This window comes from Bacillus stratosphericus (assembly GCF_020524495.1).
GTDB lineage: Bacteria > Bacillota > Bacilli > Bacillales > Bacillaceae > Bacillus > Bacillus stratosphericus_B.
Genome location: NZ_JAIVLB010000026.1, coordinates 1 through 25768, shown reverse-complemented (window position 1 = coordinate 25768; position 25768 = coordinate 1). Strand labels below are relative to the sequence as shown.

23 protein-coding genes and 3 pseudogenes are annotated in these 25768 nt (G+C 40.3%); 15 read left to right on the top strand and 11 right to left on the bottom strand.

Annotated elements, in window-relative coordinates; genetic code table 11:
- Nucleotides 1–137: 137 nt before the first annotated feature.
- The 4 genes and pseudogenes from LC033_RS11500 to LC033_RS11485 all read left to right on the top strand — a co-directional run bounded on the left by LC033_RS11500 (nucleotide 138) and on the right by LC033_RS11485 (nucleotide 3334).
- On the top strand, nucleotides 138–1475 hold the full coding sequence (locus tag LC033_RS11500; RefSeq protein WP_226568505.1) for a 6-phospho-beta-glucosidase: 1338 nt from the start codon (nucleotides 138–140) through the stop codon (nucleotides 1473–1475).
- Nucleotides 1462–2745 (top strand): PTS cellobiose transporter subunit IIC, encoded by a 1284-nt coding sequence (celB, locus tag LC033_RS11495; RefSeq protein WP_226568503.1) that lies wholly within the window; start codon nucleotides 1462–1464, stop codon nucleotides 2743–2745. The genes LC033_RS11500 and celB overlap by 14 nt, the downstream gene beginning before the upstream one ends.
- A gap of 19 nt (nucleotides 2746–2764) precedes the next feature.
- Nucleotides 2765–3029, top strand: a pseudogene (locus LC033_RS11490) (PTS lactose/cellobiose transporter subunit IIA).
- 2 nt (nucleotides 3030–3031) lie between these two features.
- Nucleotides 3032–3334: a PTS sugar transporter subunit IIB gene (locus tag LC033_RS11485; protein ID WP_226568501.1), complete on the top strand. Its 303-nt coding sequence runs from the start codon at nucleotides 3032–3034 to the stop codon at nucleotides 3332–3334.
- A 111-nt stretch (nucleotides 3335–3445) separates the two neighbouring features.
- On the opposite strand, the gene LC033_RS11480 is transcribed toward LC033_RS11485, so the two are convergent.
- From LC033_RS11480 to LC033_RS11465, 4 genes are all read right to left on the bottom strand, one after another.
- Nucleotides 3446–3688: a hypothetical protein gene (locus tag LC033_RS11480; RefSeq protein WP_226568499.1), complete on the bottom strand. Its 243-nt coding sequence runs from the start codon at nucleotides 3686–3688 to the stop codon at nucleotides 3446–3448.
- A 783-nt stretch (nucleotides 3689–4471) separates the two neighbouring features.
- Nucleotides 4472–5869, bottom strand: a complete 1398-nt coding sequence (rlmD, locus tag LC033_RS11475) for a 23S rRNA (uracil(1939)-C(5))-methyltransferase RlmD (RefSeq protein WP_226568497.1) — start codon at nucleotides 5867–5869, stop codon at nucleotides 4472–4474.
- A gap of 766 nt (nucleotides 5870–6635) precedes the next feature.
- Entirely contained in the window at nucleotides 6636–7427 is a 792-nt protein-coding gene (gene pdaA, locus LC033_RS11470) for a delta-lactam-biosynthetic de-N-acetylase (RefSeq protein WP_226568495.1), read from the bottom strand.
- Nucleotides 7428–7534: 107 nt separating this feature from the next.
- Nucleotides 7535–7726, bottom strand: coding sequence for an SE1561 family protein (locus LC033_RS11465; RefSeq protein ID WP_226568493.1), 192 nt, complete (start codon nucleotides 7724–7726; stop codon nucleotides 7535–7537).
- Nucleotides 7727–7870: 144 nt separating this feature from the next.
- On the opposite strand from LC033_RS11465, the gene yfkAB reads away from it, so the two are divergent.
- From yfkAB to LC033_RS11435, 7 genes and pseudogenes are all read left to right on the top strand, one after another.
- On the top strand, nucleotides 7871–8992 hold the full coding sequence (gene yfkAB, locus LC033_RS11460; RefSeq protein WP_226568485.1) for a radical SAM/CxCxxxxC motif protein YfkAB: 1122 nt from the start codon (nucleotides 7871–7873) through the stop codon (nucleotides 8990–8992).
- A gap of 7 nt (nucleotides 8993–8999) precedes the next feature.
- Nucleotides 9000–9845, top strand: coding sequence for a mechanosensitive ion channel family protein (locus LC033_RS11455; protein WP_226568483.1), 846 nt, complete (start codon nucleotides 9000–9002; stop codon nucleotides 9843–9845).
- 161 nt (nucleotides 9846–10006) lie between these two features.
- On the top strand, nucleotides 10007–10726 hold the full coding sequence (locus LC033_RS11450; RefSeq protein ID WP_226568480.1) for a YebC/PmpR family DNA-binding transcriptional regulator: 720 nt from the start codon (nucleotides 10007–10009) through the stop codon (nucleotides 10724–10726).
- A 484-nt stretch (nucleotides 10727–11210) separates the two neighbouring features.
- Entirely contained in the window at nucleotides 11211–11384 is a 174-nt protein-coding gene (locus tag LC033_RS17605) for an uberolysin/carnocyclin family circular bacteriocin (protein WP_512699440.1), read from the top strand.
- Between the two features lie 141 nt (nucleotides 11385–11525).
- Nucleotides 11526–12011 (top strand): annotated as a pseudogene (locus LC033_RS17295) (YIP1 family protein); the annotation flags it as partial.
- Nucleotides 12012–12484: 473 nt separating this feature from the next.
- On the top strand, nucleotides 12485–12745 hold the full coding sequence (locus LC033_RS11440; RefSeq protein WP_226568478.1) for a P-loop NTPase family protein: 261 nt from the start codon (nucleotides 12485–12487) through the stop codon (nucleotides 12743–12745).
- A complete protein-coding gene (locus LC033_RS11435) occupies nucleotides 12738–13304 on the top strand; it encodes a stage II sporulation protein M (RefSeq protein ID WP_226568476.1) in 567 nt (188 codons plus the stop codon). Before LC033_RS11440 ends, LC033_RS11435 begins: the two co-directional genes overlap by 8 nt.
- A 38-nt stretch (nucleotides 13305–13342) precedes the next feature.
- Here the strand turns inward: LC033_RS11435 and LC033_RS11430 are convergent, their stop codons facing one another.
- The 3 genes from LC033_RS11430 to LC033_RS11420 all read right to left on the bottom strand — a co-directional run bounded on the left by LC033_RS11430 (nucleotide 13343) and on the right by LC033_RS11420 (nucleotide 15703).
- Nucleotides 13343–14125: a YfkD family protein gene (locus tag LC033_RS11430; RefSeq protein WP_376776443.1), complete on the bottom strand. Its 783-nt coding sequence runs from the start codon at nucleotides 14123–14125 to the stop codon at nucleotides 13343–13345.
- A 67-nt stretch (nucleotides 14126–14192) separates the two neighbouring features.
- Complete coding sequence (gene cax, locus LC033_RS11425; RefSeq protein WP_226568474.1) at nucleotides 14193–15260, bottom strand: calcium/proton exchanger; 1068 nt, start codon at nucleotides 15258–15260, stop codon at nucleotides 14193–14195.
- A 65-nt stretch (nucleotides 15261–15325) separates the two neighbouring features.
- Nucleotides 15326–15703, bottom strand: coding sequence for an OsmC family protein (locus tag LC033_RS11420; protein ID WP_226568465.1), 378 nt, complete (start codon nucleotides 15701–15703; stop codon nucleotides 15326–15328).
- A gap of 75 nt (nucleotides 15704–15778) precedes the next feature.
- Here LC033_RS11420 and LC033_RS11415 point away from each other — a divergent pair, with 75 nt between their 5' ends.
- A complete protein-coding gene (locus tag LC033_RS11415; protein ID WP_226568463.1) occupies nucleotides 15779–16942 on the top strand; it encodes an MFS transporter in 1164 nt (387 codons plus the stop codon).
- A 588-nt stretch (nucleotides 16943–17530) separates the two neighbouring features.
- On the opposite strand, the gene LC033_RS11410 is transcribed toward LC033_RS11415, so the two are convergent.
- From LC033_RS11410 to LC033_RS11400, 3 genes are read right to left on the bottom strand one after another with little or no spacing between them, the layout of a single operon-like run.
- The gene (locus LC033_RS11410) at nucleotides 17531–18349 is read right to left on the bottom strand and encodes a YihY/virulence factor BrkB family protein (RefSeq protein ID WP_226568461.1); all 819 of its coding nucleotides are present in this window, start codon (nucleotides 18347–18349) and stop codon (nucleotides 17531–17533) included.
- Between the two features lie 18 nt (nucleotides 18350–18367).
- Nucleotides 18368–18700, bottom strand: coding sequence for a YtxH domain-containing protein (locus LC033_RS11405; RefSeq protein ID WP_226568459.1), 333 nt, complete (start codon nucleotides 18698–18700; stop codon nucleotides 18368–18370).
- Between the two features lie 49 nt (nucleotides 18701–18749).
- Nucleotides 18750–18896 (bottom strand): hypothetical protein, encoded by a 147-nt coding sequence (locus tag LC033_RS11400; RefSeq protein ID WP_226568457.1) that lies wholly within the window; start codon nucleotides 18894–18896, stop codon nucleotides 18750–18752.
- Between the two features lie 218 nt (nucleotides 18897–19114).
- On the opposite strand from LC033_RS11400, the gene LC033_RS11395 reads away from it, so the two are divergent.
- Both LC033_RS11395 and LC033_RS11390 read left to right on the top strand, forming a co-directional pair.
- Nucleotides 19115–20470, top strand: a complete 1356-nt coding sequence (locus LC033_RS11395) for an alanine/glycine:cation symporter family protein (protein ID WP_226568455.1) — start codon at nucleotides 19115–19117, stop codon at nucleotides 20468–20470.
- 77 nt (nucleotides 20471–20547) lie between these two features.
- On the top strand, nucleotides 20548–20763 hold the full coding sequence (locus LC033_RS11390; RefSeq protein WP_226568445.1) for a DUF1128 domain-containing protein: 216 nt from the start codon (nucleotides 20548–20550) through the stop codon (nucleotides 20761–20763).
- Between the two features lie 109 nt (nucleotides 20764–20872).
- Here LC033_RS11390 and LC033_RS11385 read toward each other — a convergent pair.
- Nucleotides 20873–21130, bottom strand: a pseudogene (locus LC033_RS11385) (DJ-1/PfpI family protein); the annotation flags it as partial.
- 209 nt (nucleotides 21131–21339) lie between these two features.
- On the opposite strand from LC033_RS11385, the gene LC033_RS11380 reads away from it, so the two are divergent.
- On the top strand, nucleotides 21340–25620 hold the full coding sequence (locus LC033_RS11380; RefSeq protein WP_226568443.1) for a multifunctional 2',3'-cyclic-nucleotide 2'-phosphodiesterase/3'-nucleotidase/5'-nucleotidase: 4281 nt from the start codon (nucleotides 21340–21342) through the stop codon (nucleotides 25618–25620).
- Nucleotides 25621–25768 lie beyond the last annotated feature (148 nt).

The window sequence follows — 25768 nt, the reverse complement described above, 5'->3', positions numbered from 1 at the left end:
TTAATTATAGAATAACACAAAAAGTTCTCAAAAAAAATAATTTATTATAACAAATATGTATAGACAAATTTGTTACTACATGTTAAATTCCAATTGTGTAAAGCGCTTTCAAAAATAGAGATTTGAGGAGGAGGATTATGGCGCTGAAGTTAGTCATTATAGGCGGGGGATCAAGCTACACACCAGAAATCATTGAAGGTATCATCAAACGATATCCGCATTTTCCAGTGAAAGAGATTGTCCTCGTCGACATTGAGGAAGGGGAAGAAAAAGTACGCATCACTTCAGAACTCGCGAAGCGAATGATCAAGCATGCTGATGTTCCGATTGAATTGATCTATACAAAAGATCGTGCGAGAGCGCTTAAACATGCGGATTTCGTCACGGTTCAAATAAGAGTCGGAGGATTGAAGGCCAGAGCGCTGGATGAAAGAATCCCGCTCAGCCATGGTCTTATCGGCCAAGAAACAAATGGAGCCGGCGGTATTTTTAAAGCTTTGCGGACCATTCCCGTCATGCTGGATATCGCTCGCGATATAAAGGAGATTTGTCCAGAAGCGTGGCTGATCAATTTTACAAATCCAGCAGGCATCGTGACTGAAGCTTTATTGAAACATGGATTCCATCAAAAAGTCATCGGGGTTTGCAATATCCCTTATAACATGAAAAACAGCATTGCAGAGATTTTCGACGTGAATGTGAACCGTGTCATGATTGAATTCGCAGGGCTTAACCATTTTGTCTTCGGACAAAAGGTATGGATTGACGGAGTAGACCGCACAGAAGAGGCAATAGGTCATCTATTGAATGACACAATAGACTATTCTCCTTCCAATATTGCGATGCTACCTTGGAATCGCCAATTTTTACGTTCTTTGCGGATGCTTCCGAATCCGTATCATCAGTACTATTATCAGTATGAAGATGTGCTCGCAAAAGATATCGAAGCATACAAAAACAAAGGGACACGCGCAGAAGCCGTCATGGACGTTGAAAAGCAGTTGTTTGAAAAATACAAAGACGCAGACATCCATGAAAAGCCTAAAGAATTGGAAAAACGCGGCGGGGCTTATTATAGTGAATCAGCCTGCTCATTAATGAACTCGCTTTATCATCATTCGATGGATATTCAGACCGTTAACACATGGAATAAAGGAAGCATACCAGACCTTCCACATGATGCGGTGATTGAAGTCAACAGTGTCATCACAAAAAGCGGCCCCATACCGCTGACAGTAGGAAAACTGCCAGATTCAATCAGCGGGGCAGTGATCTCTATGAAAAAATTCGAACAATTAGTCATCGAAGCAGCGATCACGGGTGATGACAACATATTATATTCCGCTATGATCATGAATCCGCTGATTCTATCTGATCATAAAGCCCAATTAGTGATGAATGAAATGCTTGAGGCTCATAAACGTTATCTCCCCCAGTTCTTTGAGGAGGAGGCTGTACAATATGAAACAAAATAAAACCATGGTGTTCATCGAATCTAAAATCATGCCGATCGCTGGAAGAATTGGCTCCCAAAGGCACTTAATTGCCATACGCGATGGATTCATTGCCATTATGCCTTTAATCATCATCGGCTCTCTTGCCATACTGATCAATCATTTCCCTATACCGGCATTTCAAGATTTCATGACGGGTCTTTTTGGAGAAGGATGGAAGGCTGCCGGCGGAGCTATATGGAATGGATCATTTGCTATATTAAGTCTGCTGGCTGTTGCAGCTATCAGTTTCAAGCTTGCAGAGTCTTATAAGACTGATGGTCTTTCTGCCGCATTAATCGGGGTCGGGGCATTTGCCGTACTTACACCGACGACAGAAGACTTTGGTTTTTCAATGACTTGGCTGGGGGCTCAAGGTCTTTTCGTTGGATTAATCGTGGCTTTGCTATCAACGGAAGCATTCAGGCTCTTCTCTCAAAATGAGAAACTTAAAATCAAAATGCCTGATGGTGTACCTGATGGCGTTACAAAATCCTTGAACGCTTTATTACCGGCTGCTGTGATATTGGCGATAGCAGGATTACTTAACACGCTGATCGTTTATTTTTTCGAACAAAGCATCCACGAGCTAGTCTTCAGCTCGATCCAGCAACCGCTGCAAGGCCTTTCCAACACGATTGGATCAGCTTTGATTTTTACTTTTTTAAATCATTTGCTTTGGTTTTTCGGTTTGCACGGAACAAATATTCTTGGACCGATCATGGAATCCATCTATCTTCCCCTCATTCAGGAAAATCAGCATTTATTCTCACAAGGAATGAGCGCTTTTGAAGTGCCTTATATCGTGACCAAACCCTTCTTTGATTCTTATGTGTTTATGGGAGGATCAGGGACGACATTGGCTTTGCTCGCTGCTATTTTCATCGGCGTGAAATCGAAGCACTACAAAACAATCGGAAAGGTATCCTTCGCACCTGGCCTTTTTAACATTAATGAACCTATTCTGTTCGGCCTTCCTATCGTATTAAATCCGATTATGTTCATTCCATTTTTATTGATTCCATTAGTTTTAACGGTTACGTCGTACATCGCTTTAGCCTGTGGACTCGTTCCGAAAACTGTAGCCATTCTCCCGTGGACGACGCCGCCGATTGTCAGCGGTTATCTCGTAACCGGAGGATCAATCCGGGGAGTCTTTCTGCAAATCTTCAACTTGGTGCTGGCTGTCTTGCTCTACCTGCCATTCATTAAAGCGGCAGAACGATCCGCTCTGTATCAGGCAACAAAATAATGAAACAAGGGGGAATTTCATGGCGGACACACTACACTTAGAACAGGGCCCATTTGAAATCATCTTGCATGCTTGAAATGCGCATTCATCTGCAATGGAAGCTTACAGCATGTGAAAAATAACGAGTGTGATTCAGGGAATCAAAAGATCCAAGAAGCACAAGGGGAAGGCCTTTCACCCCATCTTTTAATCCATGCACAAGACCATTTGATGACGTCAATGACTGTAAAAGATGAGCGAAAGAAATGATTCATTTATTCAAGAAACTGAGGAGTGGAAAATAAATATGAAGATAGCACTTGTATGTTCTGCCGGCATGTCGACCAGCATGCTGGTGAAAAAAATGAGAGAAGAAGCGGAAAGCCGTGAAATAGTCGCTGAAATCAACGCTTATGCTGAAGCGGATTTACAAAGCCATATGAATGATATTGATGTCATATTGATCGGACCGCAAGTCCGCTATTTAAAAACACAAATTGCAGAACGAGCGGAACAATACCAGACATCGGTAGATATCATTGACCAAATGGCATATGGAATGATGAACGGAGCAAAAGTTCTGGACCAAGCCATCAAGCTGACACAATAATGCCTTCTCTTTACACTAAAAACATAGGTTTCTCTACAAGCTGAGGCAGGAGATGCTCTCCTGCCCTTCTTTTTAATGAAGTACTATCTGTTCATTCATCAAATCAATCGATTAAAGTGATTGCTCATGTTCATCTAACAGAAGAGATACTTTGAGCAGAGCAGCTGTTTGACCTGTCTGCTGTGTGAATAGCACACAAGTGAATTTTTCAATCCCTTCTGGCAGCTTGCTTTTCAGAAATAGATGAAGAATAGGAGAGATTCGAAGAGTATCAACATCTTTTAGCCAAAGCTCATTTTGTAACGCAGGATAATGGTCAACCAAAAACTGACGAAACACTTGCAATGTAATCAAGGTGGATATCCTCAATTTCTTCTATCGTGACTTCAAACTCACCTAAAAACAAACGTTATCAAACTCATCATAAGGTCTCGACCTACGTATTTTCGATACTACCTGAGACATGTTTTTCTCTCTTCTTGGAGATTAATTGTACTGACATGAATGTTTATTGATCTAACTATTTCTTCTCATTGAGTCAACCACGATGCTTCGTGATGAAACGACAACACCCTTCTACAATATTCCATTTTTCTTCAAAAAAATAGGTTAAATAGACAAAAAAAAGAACAGCTCTTCACTGTTCTTTAAAAAGGCGTAAAGTGCTTTTCTTCATTACTTCTTTCAGATTAAATGTCCTGTAATGGAATCACTTCACCACTGGCTGCATCCACACCATAATGGCAATCCAGCTTTCCGCATAAAACATATTGTTTTTGCGCAAAGTCATAGGAAAACTGTAAAGATTCAGGCAGCTACACTGCTCCACATATATCAATATAAAAGTGCTGTCTTGTGAATTATAAATATTGTTAACCTCTTCTAGAATATCCGTTAAACCGAGACAACTGATAACATCTTCTTTACTTTCTTCTTTTTATACCAAAATAGTTTTTATAATCAGTTAAAGTATACTCCTTGCCATTAATATATATGGGTTTCGAATTATCAAGTATTCAACCACACCCCAGATTAAGTACCACCGAAACAATAATGTGATCTTTCATTACCTTATTTCTAGTTTTTGCACCATTTTCTAAAAAAAATGCTTGTGAAAGTGCTTAAAACTAAGGATTTCTATAAAGTTTGGCGTTGTAGCAACACCACGCACTCCACATGCGCTGTATGCGGAAACATGTCGACTGGCTGAATGTAGTCGATTCGGTATTCATTTGACATGTATTGCAGGTCTTTTGCTAGTGTGGATGGGTTGCAAGAGACGTAAACAAAGCGTTTTGGTTTGACTTGTTTGACAGTGTCTAAGAAGGTGTGGTCGCAGCCTGTTCTTGGTGGATCAACGACGATGACGTCAGGACGGAATCCTTCTTTAACCCATTTTGGCAGCCAATATTCCGCTGTTCCTGTCACATAAGTCGCATTTTTCAAGCCGTGCTTTTTGCCATTTTTTTTGGCATTATCAATCGATTCTTTGATGACATCCATTCCTCTTACTTCTTTTGCGCCATCTGAGAGCCACATGCCAATGGTGCCAACGCCGCAATAGGCATCGACGAGCTTTTCTTTCCCTGTCAGTTTGGCGGCTTTTTCCGCTTCATCGTAAAGCTTTAACGTCTGCTTCGGATTCAATTGGAAAAATGCACGGGCACTTAGTTCAAATGAGACGTCTCCTAAAAATTCTTGGATGACCATGTTGCCTGCTACGTGTGATGTCTTATGGCCAAAAATGACCGATGTTTTTTCACCATTGATATTGTGCATGATGGATGTCACTTCCGGCAGTCGTTTTTGAATGGCTTCCGCAATTTCTTTTTTCTTTGGAAATTCTGGTTTAGCTGTAACAAGTACGACCTGTACCTCGCCTGTTTCAAAACCAACTCGCACGACAATGGACCGCACGTCGCCTTTTCTTGTCCGTTCATTGTAGACCGATACGCCGAATTTCTCTAAAATTTTGCGGACAACGCCTGTTGTTTTGTTCGTTTTTGGATGCTGGACGATACATTCCTTGATCGGTACAAGCTTATGAGAGTTCAGTCCGTAAAGCCCTGCGATGATGTCTCCGCTATGAGACCGTCCTACTTGGAACTGACTTTTGTTCCGGTAGTGCCATGAATCTTCCATGCCGATCGTTGGCCTAATATCAAGCTTTTCGACCGATAGTTTTGTATGTCGTTCCATTGATTGAATGACAATATCACGTTTTTCCTTTAACTGCTGCTCGTACGCCAAATGCTGAAGCTGACACCCTCCGCACTCCTTATATACTGGACATGGCGGTTTCACTCGATGCTCTGAGCGCTTTCGTACTTTCCTGACTGTACCTTCTGCATATTTCGCCTGTACATTTGTTGCTTCAACAACGACTTCCTCACCAGGAAGCGCACCTGGGACAAAGACCACTTGCTTTTTAAAATAACCGACCCCTTCACCATTAATACCAAGGCGTTTAATGGTAAGCGGGAACTGCTGTCCCTTTTGCAGAATGGTACCTTGCTGTTTTTCTTTCACGTTCATTCTCTCCGTTCTACCTCAAACCTTTTTAGGTTGTCCTCTTTTTATTCCATCTCATTAGTATATCACGACTTGGACAAAGAGAGAAAATGCGTTTCATTTTTTTGTCTGTCTTAATACTTCACGTTGACTTGCCTAAAAAGCCGACAAAAAAGGAGATGGCACCTTATTAAGCAAGGGTATTTAAGCTGGATTAGGCAATCGTTTGTTTCTTCTTACAGGAACATATTTATCTCATTGATTACCCGCTTCACCTAGTTTCACGCTTTAAATGGGCTGTTGTGAAAGATAAATGAAGCGGACAGTTTACCAATCAACAAATTATGGATAATTACAATATAAGGAATGTGTCTCAGATTAAAACATGGATGAAGTGGTATCGATAAAATCGGTTATATCGATTCGATCAGCCAATTGGAAAACAATATAGCTTCGGGCATGGATACGACAATGTATCCAAAGAGGAAAAAGTGAATAGGCAGGTTGAACACCTTAAGTATGTCCAGACGAGGTAACTGCTGGGATAACGCAGTAATTGAATCATTCCATGCAAATAAGAGGAATTTATGTTTACAAAGTTCAACTCTATATCAGAAAAAGATGTCAGACAACGAATTGACCGTTACATCAAGTATGATAATGAAGAGCGTATCCAAGAAAAATTAGGCTACCACGCACCAAAAATATTATGGTACCATGTCAGCCTAATAGTGTGTTTTAATTGTGTCTCATTCTGCTATGTCAGTCTAATCTTCTGCAAGCTTTTTTTCTATAGCTGAGGCAGATGCCATACTTTTTCAAGCATAAGATCGTCTAAGCTTTTAAAAGAGTATCCTTGTTTTTTCAGAGATGTGATGGCATCATCTAGGGCCTCGGCATTGTCCCTTGAGACGGTGTGAAGTAAATAAATCGCACCGGGGTGTGCCTGCTTCATCATTTGATCGTAGGCATACTGTTTTCCTTTTTGATGATGGATATGCCAATCCACAAAGGCCACTGACCAGAAAACGGTTTGATAGCCGAGCTTTTTTGTCTCCTTTAAAACTCTTTCGCTGAATACCCCACGTGGCGGACGAAGATATAGGTTATCTTGTTTTCCCGTGATTTTGTACACAGCTTCATTTACACTGTCTAGCTCTTCTTTGATTTCTGTCATACTCTTTTTCGTTAAATCTGGATGGTGATAGGAGTGGTTACCAATGATATGTCCTTCCTCTGCCATACGTTTCACAAGTTGCGGCTGGTCCTTTACGAAGTGCCCTGTCACAAAAAAGGTGCCTGGTACTTGATGCTTTTTCAGCACATCTAAGATCTTGGGCGTATATCCATTTTCGTAGCCATTGTCGAATGTAAAATAAATCACTTTCTTTTTCGTGTTTCCTAAATAGAATGCATCATACTTTTTTAAGAGTGCCGTCAGTTCCTTGCCGGCATCTGCTGGCTTGTGCTCTTTGTTTTTAGCAAATCCCCAGTAAATGGGCTTGTTGGACACGGCTGCTGCTTCTGACAAGGGGGTGGAAATAAAAAGCGCACACAAACAGATTAGCATATATTTTTTCATTTTCGTCACTTCCCAGTTTTTCTTCTATTGTGCAGAATATGACCGGTACTCATACACCTATTTACCTGCCAATTTAAAGAAAAAATCCCGCATTGCGCGAGTACGAGCTATTCTTTCTTCCAATCGTTTTTAAACCGTTCATATTTCGCTTCTAGGTCGTCAATCATCTGAATCAGTCTGTCTATATCCTCAACGTCTGTTGATTCGGGATCTAATGAATCAATCACATTCAAAAACATATCTAATCGGTTCTTTAAATAATCAACCTGCTGCTCTTTGCTGTCTGCTGCCTTGCCCATAGATACACTCCCTTTAGTATTTGTTTATAGCTTATCTTTTTCTCTTGTAAATCAATTGTTTCCCCCTTGCGTATAACGGTCATGGAGCTTAAAATTAACTGTTGGCGGGTCTACGTTTACCCGAATGAAAAGGAGATAGATACCATGACTCAAAAAACAGCACTTCGTCCGATCACACCTGCATACGACCCTTGGGAAGCCTATCTCGATGTGCAGGATTACGGAGAAATGAAGCTGACAAATATTGAATTGACGACAACGACTTTATGTAACATGAGATGTGAGCACTGTGCGGTTGGCTATACTTTGCAGCCTAAGGACCCGAATGCACTGCCACTTGATCTGCTGCTTCGCCGTTTAGATGAAGTACCGCTCTTGCGTTCCCTTAGTATTACAGGCGGAGAACCTGTGCTTTCTCTCAAATCTGTGCGGGAATATGTCGTGCCTGTATTAAAGTATGCCCATGAACGCGGCGTCCGTACACAAATTAATTCAAACTTAACACTTGATTTGGCGAGATATGAAGAGATTATTCCATACGTGGATGTCCTCCACATTTCACATAACTGGGGCACTGTCGAAGAGTTTGCAACGGTCGGCTTCGCGATGATGGACAGAAAACCAACCTTTGCACAGCGTGAAACATTATTTGATCGAATGATCGAGAATAGTCAGGCACTTGTAAAAGCTGGTGTCACGGTATCCGCTGAAACCATGCTGAATAAGCGTACGCTCCCTTATATTGAACACATCCACCGTCAAATCGTGGAAGAGATGAAATGTCAGCGCCACGAAGTTCACCCAATGTACCCTAGCGATTTTGCTAGCGTAATTGAATCGCTAACGCTTCCGCAAATACGCGATGCGATTCATCAATTGCTTGATATTCGTGATGAAAACACATGGATGCTATTTGGTACCTTGCCATTTTATTCATGCAGCACAGATGAAGAAGATCAGCACCTTCTAAAGCGATTGCGTCAGGCGAAAAATGTCACTGTACGAAATGACCCTGACGGCCGTTCTCGGTTGAATGTGAATATTTTTAATGGGAATATTATTGTAACAGACTTTGGGGATACACCACCACTTGGAAACATCGAAACCGATACATTGCAATCTGCATATACACGCTGGATGGACACGAAGTTAGCGAAAGAGCTAAATTGCCATTGTCCAAGTGTACAATGCCTTGGTCCAAATGTTCTTGTAAAAAACAGCTATTACCATGATGTTGATTTTACTTCTCGTACAGCAAGGGGGTAACCGATAAATGGACGATACATTTCTGTCAGTGGTCAAGAACAAATACATTGAGATTCTACTTGTTGGACTCATTCTTTGGCTTGCCGTCTTTATGATTAATAAAGCCCTTCAGATTTTCTTTAAACGAACAGAATTTATTGAAGATAAGAAGAAGAAAACGATTGAAAGCTTGATCAAATCTGTCACCAAGTACACAGCTTCTATTTGCTTTGTTCTGTATGTCATTTCTCTCTTCTTTCATGACTTTGGAAAAATCCTAGCGGGAGCTGGTGTTGCCGGGATCGTTATCGGATTTGGCGCCCAAACGCTGATTCGCGATATTTTAGCAGGTATCTTTCTGATCTATGAACGCCAGATTCATAAAGGTGACTATGTGACTGTGAATAATCTCTTTAATGGAACCATTGAAGAAATTGGTCTTCGCTCTCTGCAAATTAGAGAATGGAGTGGCAAACTGTTAACCATTTCTAATGGAGACATCCGGCAAATTCAAAACTACAACATGCATTACATGCGTATTACAGAGTCTGTGTTAATTAGTGCAAATCAGAACCCGGACATCGCCTTTCAAGCGCTCGAATCAGCTTGTGATCAGTTGAATCAAATGCATCAAGATTTTCTTAAAAAAGATGAATTCCAAAACGCGATCGAACCATTTCAGGTTCATGGAATTATGGGCCTCAATCAACTCAATCGAGGGATTGAAATCACAGTGAAAGGAATGGTCGAAGATGAAAAATACTTCGACGCTGCCCTCGCTGTGCGTAAAGAAATGATCAAACAACTTCATCATCACGATGTCAAATTGCTTGAAGATCTCGTTTATCCCCAGCCTGCAAATAAAGAAGCATGAGACGCTTGAACAGCTTGAGCACATCAGCTAAGGAATTCTCGTCATTTCAGCCCTCTTACTTCTATCCCCTTGACTGATTCATGTATAATAGAAAGCAGAGTGATGTCATGCAGCATGGGGACCCTCATACTGTGTATTTACTAAGAAAGAGAGTGAATAAGATGGGTCGTAAGTGGAACAACATTAAAGAAAAGAAAGCATCAAAGGATGCCAACACAAGTCGTATTTACGCAAAATTCGGGCGTGAAATCTATGTGGCTGCCAAGCAAGGTGAGCCAAACCCAGAATCAAACCAGGCACTACGCTTTGTCCTAGAACGTGCCAAAACATATAGTGTCCCAAAACACATTGTGGACCGTGCCATTGAAAAAGCCAAAGGTGGTTCAGAAGAGAACTTTGATGAGCTGCGCTATGAAGGATTTGGTCCAAACGGTTCTATGGTGATTGTCGATGCACTCACCAATAACGTGAACCGCACAGCTTCGGATGTTCGTGCCGCATTTGGGAAAAACAGCGGAAACATGGGAGTGAGTGGATCTGTTGCTTACATGTTTGATCAAACCGCTGTCATCGGTGTCGAAGGCAAAAGCGAAGAGGAAACGCTTGAGCTTTTAATGGAAGCAGACATTGATGTACGTGACATCATGGAAGAAGATGAAACAGTGATTGTATACGCTGAACCAGATCAATTCCATCAAGTGCAAGAAGCATTTAAACAATCCGGTGTCGAAGAATTCACCGTCGCTGAAATCACCATGCTTCCGCAAAACGAAGTGACATTAGATGATGATTCTAAAGCACAATTTGAGAAGCTAATCGATGTATTAGAAGAGCTTGAAGACGTGCAGCAGGTTTATCATAATGTGGATTTAGGGGAATAAAAGGAAATTTTGCCATAACATAAGTTTATTTAAATAAACTTATGTTATGGCTTTTTTATTTAAAACTCATAATATCTTTTGAAAGCAAAACTTTATATTCAAATTAGGAAAAGCGTATCTTAATAGAGTAAAGTTAAATATTCTATTATTATGTAAAATTTAACAAAAAAAGGTTTGCAACTCCTTTGTCTAGTTGTATTATAGTGATTACGAGAAATAATACATAATTTTATATATAAAAGTTAGGTGGTGTTATTATTTTTAAAATATGGTGGAAACAATATTTTGGATTTATGATCATACCATTTATTTCTATGGGGTTTATCTTTAACAACTTCTCTCACTTTACAAAAATTATCTATTTCATTTTCCTTGCTTGGTTATTATTTAATGTTATTGACTTTTATAGAAGTGAGGTAAGAAACAAAAAGGACAAAAAGTCATGAAAGGGGGTGTAGACGTTGATATTTGAAGTAGCCACGAAATTTTTTTAACTATTGGAACAGCAACGGAAATAGTTAATGCTGTAAATAATGGTTTAGGAATTCTAACGATAATAGGACTTGCTGGTGCTACGTATGGCTGGGGAGCAATTGCTTACCCAATTATTAGAGGTGCTGTAGCAAAGTGGGGAGTAAAACAGGCAATAAACTGGTAGTATACTAGATTTAACAAAGAGGAGAGGATTCTCTCCTCTTTTAATGAAAGGTTGTTCTTACGTTATGAGATTTTTCAAGATTTTTTATCAGCCATTAGAATTGATGTACTCTCTTAATAAAAAACAGCTCTTCCATTATTATTTTCTGCTTTAATACCCTTACTTTATATTCAAGTCATTTTTGAACGCTTTGAACATGTGGAAAGCAAGTGGTTATATTTAATAGCTTTAGGTATGAGTTGTTTTTCATTAATGACTTTTTTCATTACTTCTTTTACCATCTATTTGTTATTAAATACTTTTATGTTAGATAGAGAAATCAGTTTCAAAACGACCATTTCAATTTATGGATTTAGTCAAATGCCAAAAACCTTTTTTGCCATCAGCCTTTTATTCTTTCCATTTTTAGATAACACCAATATATCTCAGTATGATCATTTTCTAATAGCCCTTGCCATCTTTATCATAAATCCCTTTAATATCTGGAGATATATGTTGTTAATATGTGGATTTCATGTACTAATCAACATGAAAATAAAAAAATTAATTGCTATTGCGATAATTTTCGTCATCATTGAGGTATGTATTATATTTTTCGGAAGTGATATAACTCATATTTTTAGATAAAGGAGAATCATTTTTCTAATGAGAAATGTACTAACATATATTTATTTTAGACAAAAATCTTTTTTTTACTATCGACTTCCAAAATTAAAAATAAAGAATGACTTATTTGTTTATGTCGCTCTATCCGTCATTCTTTTATTCAGCGCAGTTTTTACCACTATAATGACTCAATTATATACCAATCATTTATTTTCACATAACGAGATCTTTTACATATCAACTTTCTTCATCATTACTTTTTTATTAACAGGAATTCAGCAATCCATTACAAATACTGTTTATAAAACATCTACAAAAAATGACCTGAAATTATTAATTGTATCACCACTTTCTTTTCACGAGTTGTATCAATTTTGTTTCTAGACTCTACAACAAAAAGTTAGACTCAACAGAAGTCAATACTATGCTTTCATTCTTTGAACTTGACTACCTGTCCAACAAATTAATTAGAGACTATTCTAAAGGAATTAAAAATGAAATTAGCTATTTCACTTGCTCTTTTATTAAAACCTCGATTACTTATTTTAGATGAACCCTTTAATGGGCTAGATCCATCTAGTTGTATTAAATTAGTTCAGAAGCTAAAAGAATTTCTTCAATTTGGAAGTGTGCTTTTTTCATCACATACTTTAGATTTTGTTGAAGAGCTCAGTCACTCTACATATCTTCTTCGGAATCAGCAATTAACAAACGTGACGACAGAAAATTTAAAAGAGCTGTTTACTGATGAGTAAAGCAATTAAGAGTTACTTAAAAGATTTTTACCATGCTTTAAAAGTGCTTATTTTACCTTCTATTTTCTTCATAACAATTGGAATGGTCATGGGATTTTATATGACAAACGGAGATTATTCAGAGGATATTGTTAGAATAAATGATCAACGTCATTTTTTTGATTATTTCTTTCAAAATTTATCTATATGTATCATGATGATAGTTGGAATGGTTACTTTTGGTTTATCTAGAGTATACATATTGTTTATCAATGGATTAATGATTGGTGGAGCTTTTAAAATTTCGATTCCGTATTTAATGCATCCTTTACAATCATTACTTCTCATCTTACCTCATGGTATAAGCGAATTGATGGCTATTATGATTTCTGGTGGTATTGGTTTTATCCTTCTGAAAGAGGCCATCCTTTTATTGTTTGGTAAAAAGAAGAAAATAAATTTTAAAAATATATGTAAAATTACTTGTACAGGGCTTGTGCTAGTAACTATACTATTATTTTTCTCGGCCATCATAGAGTTTTATATCACGCCTGACATTAATAACTTTACGACAAATTAAACCCCCTCTTCTATAGTGAAAGAGGGGGTTTTATTATGTTAATTCATCCCTTGAAACCCAAACGTTAGGTGATCTTGAACAGGAATCCATGCGCCAATTCCTTGTGAGGTCACGTTTTTCACGACGAGTTTTCGTTTATTTCCTTTTAGCACAAGGTACACTTCACCGTATGTGACCTTCCCTTTTTCATTAATGGCTGGAGCGTAGGCATGCAAGGATGCTGCTTTTTTCGGGGACACATGGTATGACTGATCTCGTTTTGTTCCTGCGCCAATCACTGTGTCAAACGCTAGGGGCAGCTTTGTTTTTTGAATGGCTTTTTGCATCATCAATGATTTCACATCTTCTGGGTTTGGTACTTTCGCTGTAAGTCCACCGCTCACTTTTACTTGCTGGTTTTGGACATATTTACCAATTGTTGTTTTGTTGCCGCCTCTGTTATCAATGTGATTGGTGTTCACTTTTTTATATTCCCAGTTGGCGACTGTTTCGTTTGAATCGTAGCTTAGTGCCCACCTTCCGAGGAAAATGGTCGCCCGGTATCCAACAGCTAGTGGAGTACCTGAGATGCTGGATTCATTCAGCATTTTAATCAAATGTGTATTTTCAATCGGTACATTCGTTGTTTTAAATAATTCGGCTGTCAGCTCACTCGGCTGGAGCAGCGGCTGATCCTGTGACGCGTTTGGATACGTATTTTCCTTTGAGATACTGGCGACAGAAGATGGTACCTTAAATGGCTTTGCCGCCTCTGCAGGAAAGCTGTATAGAAAACTTAAGGATAAGAGAACTACAAACATGATGCGGGGTATCTTTTTCATATCATCACTCTTTCTCATTCATTTTTTCATAGTATTTTCCGCAAAGACGTCCCTTATCCACAAAAGATTATAAAAGGAAAAATCCAATTGCTATAATAAAATAAGCAGCGAGTAATGTTGCGCCTTCAAACCAGTTCGTATCACCATCATTCGAGATAATGACCGTCAGTAAAACAGAGGATGCCATTGCAATCAGTTCTGGCAAAGAAAAAATCAGCGGCATCTGCTTGTCGAAAAAAAGAGAGCTGATCACAAGGATGGGCGCAACCATCATGGCGACCTGAAGCGTGGAGCCAAAGGCAATTTCAACCGCCAGATCCATTTTGTTTTTATATGCCATGATGACAGCAGAAGCATGTTCCGCTGCATTTCCGACGATAGCGACAATGATGACCCCGATAAACAGCTCACTCCAGCCGAACTGTTCTCCTACCGTGTCAAATGTATGAACGAGCCGCTCTGAAATATACGCAACCGCAATGGTCGCAAGGAGTAAAATCACTGTGGCGAACTTCCCGGACCATTCGGGCGTTTCTTCTTCCGCTTCTGATTCACCGCTCATGCTCTCCTGCTTGGTGACGTAGACACCGCGGTGACTGACCAATTTGAAATAAAGCGCTGCGAGATAAAGCAAAATCATCACAATGCTAATTCCAATACTTAAAACAAATTGTCTCTTCTCTGCCATCTCCACAGAAAACACTTCGGGAATAACAAACGCCACAATGATGGCAAACATGAGCAAGCCAGAGTTATGACTTGCATCGTGGACACTGAACTCTTGCCGTTTAAATTTTAACCCGCCAACGAAAAAAGACAGCCCTGCCACAAGCAGTAAATTCCCGAGGACAGAGCCGGTTAATGAAGCAAGGACGATGGCAGTCAGCCCTTGCTTTAATGCAAAAAATGAAATAATTAACTCTACTGCATTTCCAAATGTAGCGTTTAATAGTCCACCGATTCTTGGTCCAGCAATGATGGCGAGGCTTTCTGTGGCCCTTCCCATAAAACTAGCAAGACCAATAATGGCGATACAATATATGACGAACATGACGGCTTGCGGGAAATGAAGAAAGCTACCAATCACAGAAAGAGGAACACCGATCGCGACAATCACAAGAAACAAACGATTCATACAGCCATTCTCCTTTACATCATGTCTGACTGTTATTCTTTCGTGAGTGCCGGCATCATATACATTTAGATTCGTTCGTGTGATATGGTCATGTCGATACTTCCTTTTACGGATTGCACCATGGAACAATGTTTCATCGCAAGCTTCTTCACTTTTTCTATTTGTTCATCAGATGTATTAAGGCTTTCAAAGATCATACGTAAGTGGATTCTGGAGATTTTGTTTGCCGCCCCTTCTCTTGTCGTTTCAGGTGTGATGGTCAGCCCTTGATAGGATATTTGTTTTTTTCTGCATACATGAATGAACATTTCTCCAAAACAGCCTGCAATGGCTGAGACGAACAATTGATTTGGCCGGTATCCCGCTTCTTCTTTTCCTGAAATATGTAGTTGCCCGTTATCGGCATTTGCCACCCATCGATCATTTTCATATATCAGCTTCATTCCTTTTCCACCTTTCTATTGAAACCCCTATTGTTCCATTGTACGATGAAAGCATGAACTTGTAAGGAGCTTCTTATGTCGAGAATTCACTTTATGATTTTAATTTTACTCGTATCTGTATCCGGTTTTTCACAGGGAGCGTTACTGCCTGTCATTTCCATTATTTTCGAACATGCTGGCACACCCCCTACGTTAAACGGACTGCATGCCACAGGCTTATATCTCGGCGTGCTGCTTGTGTCCCCTTTTATGGAAGCGCCGCTTCGTCGGTTTGGCTTTAAGCCGTTAATTGTGATTGGAGGCGCTGCTGTCTTTTTAAGCCTGTTTAGCTTTGTCTTTATCGAATCTTATGTCGTCTGGTTCTTTCTGCGGCTCATGATCGGGATCGGTGATCATATGCTGCATTTCTCTACACAGACGTGGGTGACTTATGCTTCGTCATCGAGAAATCGCGGGCGAAATATTTCATTGTATGGGTTATCCTTTGGACTCGGTTTTGCTGCTGGACCTTTTTTAACACCACTTATTGAGATCAATCCATCCTTGCCTTTTATTGTGTCTGGTGCTGTTAGTTTATGTATTTGGCTACTTGTCTTTGTTTTAAAAAATACATATCCAGATACAGGAGAGGTTCAGACGTCAGATCAATCAAACAGTTTAAAGCGCTTCAAAAAAGCCTTTCAATTTGGCTGGGTGGCCTTTATGATGCCTTTTTGCTATGGCTTTTTAGAAACGACGCTCAATAGTAACTTCCCTGTATATGCACTAAGGAGCGGAGTGACCGTAGAGGCTGTTGCGTTTATTTTACCTGCGTTTGCGATTGGGAGTATTGTCTTTCAGCTTCCTCTCGGGATGCTCAGCGACCGGTTTGGCAGACGGCGGATTATTTTATGTGTCACACTCGCCGGATCAATCTTTTTCCTTTTGGCAGGTATATTCATTCAATCCGTTTTGGCTGTTGCGATCTGTTTCTTTATTGCCGGAATGGCTGTAGGCTCTACATTCTCACTTGGGATTAGTTATATGACCGACTTATTGCCAAAGCATCTACTTCCTGCTGGGAATTTGATGTGCGGTATGGCGTTTAGTGCAGGGAGTATTCTTGGTCCGGTTCTTGGAGGATTTTTTGTTCAAACGTTTGAGGGTGTGAATTTACTTTACCTTGTCAGCCTCGTTATTTTATTCGTGTTTTTCTGTGTTCGATTTGGGAGAACGGCGGAAGTGCTTGAAGGTCATTAAAATAGGGAACGATTGCTTGTTTACGTAGAATATCACAAATGAATTGAAATTGGAGATTCTACAATGAGCTAGAATAAGACTCACTTAGGAGAGTGGCTCCCGTGAGTTATCACTGTAGAAACATAGAAGCGTTCCGCATGACCTTCCAACGGTTACTGGATTGATCAATCTGCACAAGGCCAAGGCATCGTACCAAAACAGTGAATATATGACAAAAACATTTGCTCATGAAGTAGAAGTAGATGGATTTGAAATTTTTTGTCCTGTTGGCATATTGGGAGTGAATATGTAGCAAAAAAGCTTGATTTCAGCTCAATCCTCGTTATGTTCCAGCACTTGATACAGATTTTGTTTTAAGGCGGTGGATGCTGAATCAAAAAAACTCCCCTGCCTTCTGTGCAGAGGAGTTTTCTTTCATCTAATGATACCCATTCTGGCCGTTCGCACTTCCGCTTGTTTTGTGCTTTGGCTGATGGCCTTTGTTTTGTTTTGTACTGCTTCCGCCTTTTTTCGATTGTTTGGACATATGTGATTCCCCCATCCATCAAGATTGAACAAGTCGTTCTTCTTTAGGATGCCCTGTTTTCTTTATAGCTTTCCTGGTACGATTTTACGCTTATGTAAAAGTGCATTTAGCTCGCCACCGAGAATAATCATGATGCCGGTTAAATAAAACCAAATCATTAAAATAATAATCCCCCCAATGCTACCATACATCGCACTATAGTTGGCAAACTCGCCTACATAAAATGAGAACAGCGTGCTCACAAGAATCCATCCGACAGACGCAAATATGGCCCCTGGCAGCACAAATTTCAATTTCAGCCTGATGTTAGGGGCAAAATAATACAACGATGTAAAAACAATCAGTAAAATCAATGGACTAATAATCCATCTCATAGCTGTCCAAATGGTGAGAAACGCATCTGACTGACCAACTAATCCGGCGACAAATAAACCAAGCTCTTTTCCAAAAACAGGAATCATCAAGGCGAAAATAATCGTAAGAACCATCGCAATAGTTAAGATGATCGATGTTAAACGTACGAGAATGTAGGAACGATTTTCCTCTACTTCGTAAGCGTGGTTAAACGCTCTGACGACCGCATTAATGCCGTTCGATGCAGACCAAAGGGCGGCAATAATCCCGAATGACAACAATCCGCCGTTACGGCTATTGAGCGTCTCTTCTGCTATGGATTCAATCATCGAAAGTGCCCCCTCTGGCGCATAACTAGAAATGACGCTCAGCACATCCTTTGACGTCAACGGCAAATATCCGACCAGCGTGAGCACGAAGATGAGAAATGGAAATAATGAAAGCAAAAAGAAATAAGCAAGCTCGGCTGATTTCGCCGGTCCTTCATGTAGTAAGAAGCGTTCAATTAACGCTTTAACAAAACTCATACGCCTCAGCTCCAATGATCAACCTTTCTGTTTAGATCGAAAGTGATCCTTTGTCTCTTCAATAATCTCTAATACTTTAGGGGTTGTTTCCTTTAACTGATTGACCTGTACATTTAAAAATGACAAATCATCTGAGACTGTTCGCATTAGCTCCTTTGTTTCTTCCATTTTTTCTTTCACGCAAGCAGACATTCTGCCTGGCTCCTGGCGGTATTCGTCCAGCTTTTGCTGGCAGTCATTCCACTTGTCCTTTAATGCAACTCTTGTTGGACGGTGAAATAGTGTCAGCAATATGCCGAAGACTGCTCCTATAACAGCTCCTCGAAGCATGAGTTGATTTTTCTCTTTCATCTCGTCTGATCTCCTTTCAGTTAAAGGTTTTTCTCTTTCTTAACATACGTCAAAAAACGATCAATTCCTTTTCAATTAAATCTTGTACTTCCTCAAAGTTCCCAGTGTAATAAGAATCTGGCACATCATCTCGATGCTTGTTGCCACCTGCCAATGCCTGCTGAATCAATGACAAAGTACTCGCTAATCCCCTCATCTTCTACTCTTTTTCTAAACTGCCATCGGTGACCTGCAAATATTGCCACGAATAATGCATGAATCATCCTTCAATTCTCTCTCCTCCTACCTTTTCTCTATTATATCAAGACCATTTTTTTTTTGAAACTTAGCAAGAAAAACCCTCATTGGCATTGACAAATTACACAAAAACAGGAGAAACTTTAGGAGAATTACACAAACAAAGGGGGATATTTGATGGGAATAATTGAGCAGTTTGTCACGACGATGAACAATTTTTTGTGGGGACCTCCCCTGTTGATTTTAATTGTTGGTACTGGAATATACCTCACCTTTCGCGTTCTCTTCATTCAAATTAGATTACTACCTTACTCTTTAAAGCTTGCATTTTCTAAACAAGACAAAACGTTAGAAGGGGATATTTCCCATTTTCAAGCGTTAATGACGGCTCTTGCTGCAACTGTTGGCACAGGGAATATCGTAGGTGTTGCTTCGGCAGTGATAGCTGGTGGACCTGGTGCTGTATTCTGGATGTGGTTTGCCGCATTTTTTGGGATGGCTACTAAATTTGCGGAAGCCGTTCTTGCCGTTAAATACAGGGTCAAAAATGAAAAAGGCGAAATGTCTGGTGGACCTATGTACTATTTAGAGCATGGCTTGAAGCAAAAATGGTTAGGGTTGCTATTTGCTATTTTTGGTGCTTGTGCTGCCTTTGGGATCGGGAACCTGGTGCAGTCTAATTCAATCTCAGGAGTCATGAATTCTACCTTTCAAATTCCAACATGGGTGACAGGCATCATCATTACTGCCTTTACGGCACTTGTCATTTTAGGCGGAATTAAAAGCATTGGCCGTGTGACATCTATTTTTGTACCAGTCATGGCTTTATTTTACGTCATTTGTGGATTCATCATTCTTTTTATGAATGCTGATCTTGTTCCAGGCGCAGTTGGGCTCATTTTTTCTGATGCCTTTACTGGTCAAGCCGTGGCAGGAGGTGCGATTGGAACTGTCATTCGCTGGGGTGTGGCACGTGGAGTATTTTCAAATGAAGCTGGTCTTGGATCCGCACCAATTGCAGCAGCTGCCGCCAAAACAGATATGCCTGCCCGTCAAGCTCTCGTGTCTATGACACAAGTATTTATTGATACAATCATTGTTTGTTCCATTACTGGCATTACCATTGTGATGGCAGATATGTATTTAACAGAAAAAAGCGATGCGCTAACCTCTTTATCATTCGCTCATTTCCTTGGTCCAATCGGTGCAAACATTGTGGCAATCGGTTTACTCTTGTTTGCCTATTCGACCATTATTGGCTGGTCGTATTATGGAGAAAAATGCTTTACGTATTTGGCGAAAGATTCATACGTCATGTATTATCGCATCGTGTTTGTTATTGCTGTCTTTTTCGGAGCCGTTTTTAAGAATGACTTTGTATGGGGCGTGGCAGATATGCTAAATGGGCTTATGGCCATTCCAAACTTAATTGGCCTCATCGGTTTATCAGGGGTTGTAGTATTTGAATCAAAACGAATCGTTGATAAGATCAAGCAAGAGAAAAAGGAGAAAAACACCTCCGTGTCGTCTTAATTTTCCTTTTATTCTTTTGCATTTCTGTTAAAATAGATATATTATTCGACACATATGCAGGAAAGGACGTGCCGCCCTTGTCAGAGCAAAAAGCGGCTGAAGTCAATCAGCTGATTGAAGACATTTCGCAAAAGTTAAACATGCTGAACATTGGAGTCATCAAAGCCGATGACTTCAGTCCAGACAAGTACGAAGATATTGAATTTCTTCACCAAATGGTGATGAAAAAATCTTCATTCAGCCCAAGTGAAATGCAAGCCATCGCAAGTGAGCTGAAGAGCTTAAGAAAATAATCATGTAAAAGGAACGGCTCTGCAGTCTACGAGCAGTTTTCCTTGAATCATGCGCAGAAAAAGCCAGCCTCCTAAGGGACTGGTTTTTTTATGTTGTAAGAACTAATGCTTATTTCGCAAGCAGTTTTAAAGATTCACGGTTGAATACCGGAATGTCATCTGTGTATGGCTTGTCCAAGTTGGTCCTGACTAACGACGAGTTTTTCATCTTTGAATCTTAGCGCCTACGTTTTCCATATCCACTTAAATGGATGTATAACCAGTCGCTACTCCTTCTAGCATCTTCTCTGTAATGAGCAATTGCGGTCCGTGGCAGATCGCAAATAATGTTTTTTTCGTCCATAAATGCTTTTGTAAATTGGACGTAACCGGTGTGTTGAATTCAAACATCCTACCCCTATGAGAAAACCCTCTTCTGATGAAATAAGCATTTCTGCTCATTCACATTCCCTTAACAAGGTAATTTGTATGATTTGTGTTATCTTTTCAATAATCTGCAAAAAATAACTTCAAAAGTTAACGAAACATTTCTACAATAGATATAGTGGTCAAAAAAATTAGAAAGGCGGAAACCAGGTGAAGAAGCAAACAAATCGGTCTAAACAAAAAATAAAACTGTCTATTCTGCTCACTTCCATTTTGATAATTAGTCTCATTCTCCCAGAGGCACCTATTCATGCAGAAACAGAAAGAGGCAGTGCCGTAAAGGTCAGCATCTTAGCGACAACCGATATTCATGCGAACATAATGAACTACGATTACTACAGCGATAAGGAAACAAATGAATTCGGATTGGCGAAAACAGCCGAGCTGATTGAAAAACACCGTTCACAAAATCCTAATACACTCCTTGTTGATAACGGAGACCTGTTTCAAGGAACCCCTCTTGGAGAATACATTTACAAAAATGAGAAAGACAGCATCATCAATCAAACAAAGGTTCACCCCATTATTCATACACTCAACCAACTAAAATATGATGCAGGAACAATTGGCAATCATGAATTTAACTATGGATTATCTTTCCTTGACGGTACCATCGCTGGCGCAGACTTCCCTATTGTCAATGCAAACGTCAAAAAGTTAAATGGTGAACATCGATTTACTCCTTATGTGATCCAAGATAAAACTTTTAAAGATGCAAACGGAACATCGCAAACAGTGAAAGTCGGTTACATAGGATTCGTACCACCACAAATTATGACATGGGATAAGAAACATTTAGATGGACAAGTTCAAGTACAAGACATTGTCGAGTCCGCCAATGAAACCATCCCTGAAATGAAGGCTAAGGGCGCAGATATCGTTGTCGCTCTTGCCCATGCAGGAATTGAAAAAACAGCTCAACCTAAAGGATCAGAAAATATGATCTTTGACCTTGCCACTAAAACGAAAGGCATCGATGCCATTGTGTCTGGCCATCAGCATGGGACATTCCCAAGCGATGATTATACCGGTGTAGACAAATTCAATGTCTCAAAAGGAACCATCAACGGCATTCCAGTCGTCATGTCGAAAAACTGGGGAAGCTACCTCGGAGTGATTGATTTAACATTAGAGCCTGACGGCAGCAACTGGAGGGTCACAAACGGCACAAGCAAAATAGATTCTATCGCTCAGGTCACATCTCAAAACAGCACAGTGAAAGATGCCATTCAAACCACTCACCAAAAAACGGTTGATTACGTCAGAAAGCCTGTTGGAAAAACGGAAGCAGACATTAACAGCTTTTTTGCTCAAGTGATGGATGACCCTTCAATTCAAATTGTGACTGATGCACAAAAGTGGTATGCAAAAGAAAAAATAAAGGACACTGCGTATAAAAACTTGCCCATTTTATCAGCGGGTGCGCCATTTAAAGCCGGCGGCCGAAATGGTGTAAATTATTATACAAACATCGCAAAAGGAGATTTAGCGATAAAAAATATTGGCGATCTCTATCTTTACGATAACACCGTACAGATTATGAAACTCAAAGGCAGTGAAGTGAAAGATTGGTTAGAAATGTCTGCTGGACAATTTAATCAAATCAAACCCAACCATTCAAACGAACAGTCTATTTTGAACGAAGAATATCGCTCGTATAACTTTGATGTGATCGATGATGTTACTTATCAAGTGGATGTGACCCAGCCTGCAAAATATAGCACAACAGGAACACTTGTAAATGCGAATGCGAGCCGTATCAAAAACCTGTCTTACAATGGCAAACCAGTCACTGACAGTCAAGAATTTTTAGTCGTGACGAATAACTATCGTGCTTCTGGCGGCGGAGGCTTCCCGCATCTGACGCAAGATAAAGTGGTATTTGCCTCTGCAGATGAGAACCGTGAAGTGCTGATGGATTATATTATCGAACAAAAAACCATTAACCCAAGCGCGGATCAAAACTGGTCCATTGCACCAGTAAAAGGCGCAACAGTCACCTTTGAATCTTCTCTGCTTGCAAAACCGTTCGCAGAGAAATCAAGCAGCGTAGACTTTGTTCGTAATGCCAGCACGGACGGACTTGGTGTGTACAAGCTAGCATTTAAAGACGATGGTACAACAGAACCGCCTGCAGCAGACAATTGGCATTTAACGGTCATGCATACAAACGATACACATGCCCACCTTGATGATGCAGCAAAACGCGCAACCAAAATCAAAGAAGTTCGTGCACAAAGTGAGAACAATATTTTATTAGACGCTGGGGATGTCTTCTCTGGTGACCTATACTTCACAAAATGGCACGGACTTGCTGATCTAAAGCTAATGAACTTGATGAAGTACGATGCCATGACGTTTGGTAATCATGAATTCGACAAAGGTCCAACTACCCTTCGTCAATTCCTGACAGGAGATGCATCGGACGTAGACGCTAGTAACCGTCATCAATTTGAAAAGCCCTACTTCCCAATTGTGTCATCAAACGTTGATGTCTCTAAGGAAAAACAGTTAAGAGATCTAGTGAAAAAACCAGCCACGTTTAAAGCGGGTGAGAAAAAGGAAGCAGGAATTTATCCTTATATCCTGCTTGATGTAAACGGCGAAAAGGTAGCCGTATTCGGCTTAACAACTGAAGACACGGCCATTACATCCAGTAGCGGTCCAAACATTCAATTTAAAGATGCATACAAGAAAGCAAAAGAAACCGTCAACGCCATTCAAACAGAAGAAAAAATTAATAAAATCATTGCTATAACACACATTGGCTATAACCGTGATCTTGAGCTTGCTCAAAAAGTAGACGGCATTGATTTGATCATTGGTGGTCACACTCATACCCTTGTTGAAAAATTAAAGGTCGTCAACAAGAAAGAGCCGACAATTGTGGCTCAAGTGAAAGACTACGGACAATTTTTAGGAAAAGTGGACGTGGCCTTTGATCAAAAAGGGGTCGTACAGACAAAAGAATCTTCTTTTGACCTCATCGCCATCGATGACTCTGTAAAAGAAGATGCGAACGCAAAGTCCATCCTCGATCAGTTTAAGGCAGATATACAAGATTTAAAAACAGAAAAAGTCGGCTATACCGATGTCCTTTTAGACGGTCAACGTGAGCACGTCCGTGCAAAGGAAACGAATCTTGGGAACTTTATCGCCGACGGCATGCTGGAGAAAGCGCAAGAATCTGCTGGTGCTGACCTTTCCATTACAAATGGCGGCGGTATTCGAGAAAGCATTGAAAAAGGAGATATCAGATTAGGTGATATTTTGACGGTCATGCCTTTTGGAAACACGCTTTATGTAGCAGACTTAAAGGGCAGTCAAATTAAAAAAGCGCTCGAACAAGGGTTATCAGGCATTGAGGAAGGTGGAGGCGCATTCCCTCATGTGGCTGGCATTGAATTTACATTTACACTCAGTAAACCGGCTGGCAACAGACTGATTGATGTCAAACTCAAAGATCAAGACGGCAACCTGTCTGACATTGATGATCAGAAAACATACCGCGTTGCGACAAACGCGTTTATTGGCACAGGCGGTGACGGCTACAGCGTCTTTACAGAAGCGTCATATGGAGAAGACTTAGGCTACGTTGACTATGAACTTTTTAAAGAGCAAATTGAAAAAGCGGACGGTCATATTTCTCCTGTCATCGACCATCGAGTGAAAGAAGTGTTCCTTCCTCGTGCAAAAGGAAAAGGAGACTATGACATCCAAGATGATGAGAAATTCCAAACGTATGTACAGCACACGAATAAAGCATTGCTCTATTTAGACAAAGCGACCGAAGCGAAAAACGTTCAATTGTCTCTATCCAAAGCACAAGTAACCGAGTTGAAGAAAAGAGAGCAAGATCCAAACGTCACCATCTATCATGACAAAGTGGGATTAGAATTACCGCTTTCCAATTTGTCAGAGAAAAGTGCGGATATACAGATGGCGAAAACAGGCAAGGTGAAAAACACCTTAACCGGCACATACGATTTCCAAATCAAACAAGATCAGAAAAGTGTGTCTACCTTTAAAGATCCTGTCACACTCTCTTTTACATTAGATGAGCCAGAAAAAGCGAAGAAGCCTGCCGTCTATTATGTCGATCGAGAGAAAAATCGCTTCTCTCAAACGAGTAACGGTACGTTTGAAAGCGGGGTCGTAACAGGTGAAACCAAACACTTTAGTGAATACACGGTGCTCAATCAAAGTGAAGCAGTTGGAACTTTCCCAGATCAAACAGGTGAAGACGCCGGTACATCAGCCCCAGACGGAACGGATTCAAACCAAGATGGAACCGGCCTTCTAGGCGGTACACTACCGAATACGGCAACAATGATGTATACGGCTGCATTGATTGGCTTACTCATGCTCTCCTCAGGGGGTATCCTTTATTACTACCAGCGTAAGCGCACAAGAAACAAAGTGTCATCCTAAAAAATGGACAGAGCCCTATGCTCTGTCCATCAGCTTGTAGACAAAGTCTACAAGCTTTTTTGTATAATAAGGGTAATAACACAATTCTGCGGGGGATGAACATGTTATCGAAACGTGAAGAAGAGAGAAGAAATCAATTAGAAGTAGT